The 3,117-nt window shown below is 45.4% G+C and carries 3 protein-coding genes; all 3 read right to left on the bottom strand.

The genetic code is table 11. The annotated features are described in order from the left end of the window. Nucleotides 1–1,688: DUF294 nucleotidyltransferase-like domain-containing protein (locus tag B7X71_RS14295; protein ID WP_293601100.1), on the bottom strand; the 1,688-nt coding region annotated here is incomplete at its 3' end. A 156-nt stretch (nt 1,689–1,844) separates the two neighbouring features. After that, nucleotides 1,845–2,342 carry a pilin gene (locus B7X71_RS14290; RefSeq protein ID WP_293599086.1) on the bottom strand — a complete coding sequence of 166 codons (498 nt, stop codon included), beginning with the start codon at nt 2,340–2,342 and terminating at the stop codon, nt 1,845–1,847. A 122-nt stretch (nt 2,343–2,464) separates the two neighbouring features. Beyond that, complete coding sequence (locus B7X71_RS14285; RefSeq protein WP_293601098.1) at nt 2,465–3,115, bottom strand: TerC family protein; 651 nt, start codon at nt 3,113–3,115, stop codon at nt 2,465–2,467. Nucleotides 3,116–3,117 lie beyond the last annotated feature (2 nt).

Below are 3,117 nucleotides of genomic sequence, written 5' to 3'. Positions count from 1 at the left end.
GCCTCAGGGATTTTTAAAGCCTGACCCACTGCTATGAGACGCTCTCTGGTATTGGTTTCCGGTATGGCGTTTGCCAAAGCATAAATTCGTGCCGCATCCACCAAGATAGCAGTGCCATGTTTTTTCAAATCGATGCACTGCTTACCATCGAGCTTAATCGTGTCCAAACCGCCGTGCCAAGTAATAGGCACCTTCATACGTAATGAATTGTCTGCCAACTGCTTCAGGAAACGCAGATTGGGAGGGGCATGAGTCAGAATGATTTCCTTCATTTTCAGAAGTAAGTCGGGATTGCCCGCAACTCTTCTAAAGTCAAAGTAAATGCTGGCGTTTAATAAATTCTCACCAGAACCTTCATCAATCCAATGGGCAAACTTACGATTCCACTCGGCCTCACTTAAACAGATCTTCGGGTTACTTGCCATCACATTACCCTTGCACAATGGATAGCCACAAACGTCTAAGGCCTTATTCACATCTAGAGCAAAAGCAAGATACTTTTCCCGAACAGCATCGCTAGCCTCTCCCGCAAACACCAGGGCGTTGTCTTGATCGGTTGCAATGGTTTGCTCAGAGCGACCCTCAGAACCCAAGGCAATCCAAGCAAAGCTCTTCATATCAATGTTGTGCTGGTGTGCGAATAACTCAATCAACCTGTCACACACTAAATCATTCAAATCACTAATTAATCTGGTTAGCTGCTTAGCCTGAACCCCTTGACCAATGAGGTTCTTCGCAAAACGTCGAACATCTTTTGCGCACAACGCTACGCTCGCTAAATCTGGTGCAGAGCGGATCGCCATACTGATGTGCTTTAGCGAGAGCCTCTGCATCGCAAATAAATCTCTCTCCGAGAGAATGTTGACCACCTCACTCCCATCCATTACTGGAATATGTCTAATCCCCAGTTGCAAGAATATTAAAGCTGCATCCTGAGCAGTATCGCGGATAGTGAGTGATTTCACCCCTTTGGTCATCACATCTTTTATGGGAAGTTGCACATCAATCTGAGGAATCGTCACCCTCCCCAAGATGTCATAACGCGTCAAGATGCCCTGCAGACCTTCTTCCGAGTCACCTACTAATATCGAACCAACTCTGCGCTCATGCATTAATGTGAGCGCCTCTTTGATGCTGGTATTAGGAGTGACACACAATGGTTTTTTGCGAGGCAAATCTCCCAAAGGTGTTTCTAAAGACTGCTCTGAGAAAATTTGAGATGTATAAGTTCTTTGTAATACCTGCCAAGAACGTTCTAAGAATTTCATAATGCTTTGACTTAGAAAGTCAGCAAACTGTGGCGACATTTCTGCCAAGCGCCGCATCACATCGGTTGAAATGCTTAAACAGAAACAATCACCAATTGCGGCATATGTTGCAGTTGGGGGGCGCCCAGCCATTGCAGCACTGACCGGAAAGAGCTCGCCCGCTTCAAACTCATGCGCCTCGCCAGCTTCATTGGAAAGACCGCGACGAGAGACAACGCCGCCCTTACGAATAAAAAATAATCTATTGACAGGAGGGCTTTGCGGAGAGAGAAATACCTCTTCTGGCGCAAAGTACTCTTCCTGCGAATTTTCAATGAAGAAATCTACATGCTCTGGCTTCATTTCAGAAAACGGCAGAACCTGCATCATCTGCTGGGTCAGATTCACAATCAAACTGCGAGATGGGCTAGTTTTCTTCAAGGCTTCCTCTGTTCTTTGCTTCGCTTTAACCGCTCAATTTATCGCGTCATTAGGCTACTGTCTATACGATCTGACCTACTTATTTGATTACGATCAAATAAGTAGGTCATTCTCTTGCCTAAACCCCGATACCCTAGCTCTATGCAGCAAAGAAAATTACTTAGTGAGTCGGCACTCTGAGGGTACTAATTGGGGAGATAAGTTGCTATCTGGGCTTCTACAAGACCACCCTCCTGACCATGATGAGGACTCAGGCCTTGATAAATCCATGGCACTTGGGATGATCGCATCCGGCTCATTTGTGGGAATGAGATACAAGGTGTTTTTACCCACAGGTGCCACATTGGCTTGATAACCAATGGCAATGGTTCCAGAAGGATCAATTTCAATGAACTTGACATTGCGAGTTGGTGCAAAAGTAAAGGCTCCTTGAGTTGCCTCATCCATTGCAACAGCGCCTCGACTGGAGAATACCTCCGTGACGGCGAGCTTAGCAGTGGAAGCAAGATTCAGACCCTCCACAACGCGACTTCGGGCAATGTAATCTTGATATTTAGGAACAGCTACTGCAACCAAGATGCCAATGATGGCTACCACCACCATCACCTCAATTAAGGTGAAGCCGGATTCTTGTTGTTGATCTTGCGTAGACATTTTTATAAGCTCCTGAGGTTAAATACCCCATCATCCAGTCTATACCCAACAAGCTCAACACGTCCAAATGTAAGAAAAGCCGGCTTTAAAGGCCGGCTTTTTCTGATTAATGCTGAAGAAAATTAGTGCGTTTCTTTAGCGGCATTCTTTTTCTTAAAGTAGCTACCAACTAAAATCACAATCGCAATACCAACCACTTCAAAAGCTAGTTTTGCATCACCTATTGCAGCTTGAATGCTATCTTTAATAGCAGGGTCATCAACTAACATGCCGCCGGCTAAGAAACCTAAAAGTCCAGCACCAAGAGTGATGATGATTGGGAAACGCTCCATTACTTTGAGCAACATTGCGCTACCGAAAATAATCAACGGAATAGACATTGCCAAACCAATGATGAGGAGCAATAGGCGAGTTTCTTCAGGTCCCTTTTGGGCTGCTGCTGCAACCGCCAAAACGTTGTCCAAGCTCATTACTAAATCAGCAATTAAGATTGTGCGGATAGCTGCCCAGATACTAGTCTTTGCTTCCATATGCTCTTCGCCGCCGCTATCAGACAAAAGCTGAATACCGATGTAGAGCAATAGCAAGCCACCGACGATTTTTAAGTACGGTAAGGTTAATAAAGCAACTGCAGTAATAGTGAGCACCACACGCAAAATGATGGCTGCAGCGCTACCCCAAAAAATGGCTTTCTTTTGTTGAGCGGGCGGCAAATTGCGAGATGCTAAAGCAATCACAACTGCGTTATCGCCAGATAACAAAATATTGGCGATGA

The sequence above is a fragment of the Polynucleobacter sp. 39-46-10 genome (assembly GCF_002282275.1).
Note: the sequence above shows the minus strand (reverse complement) of the source record. Positions and strands in the feature narration are given on the sequence as shown.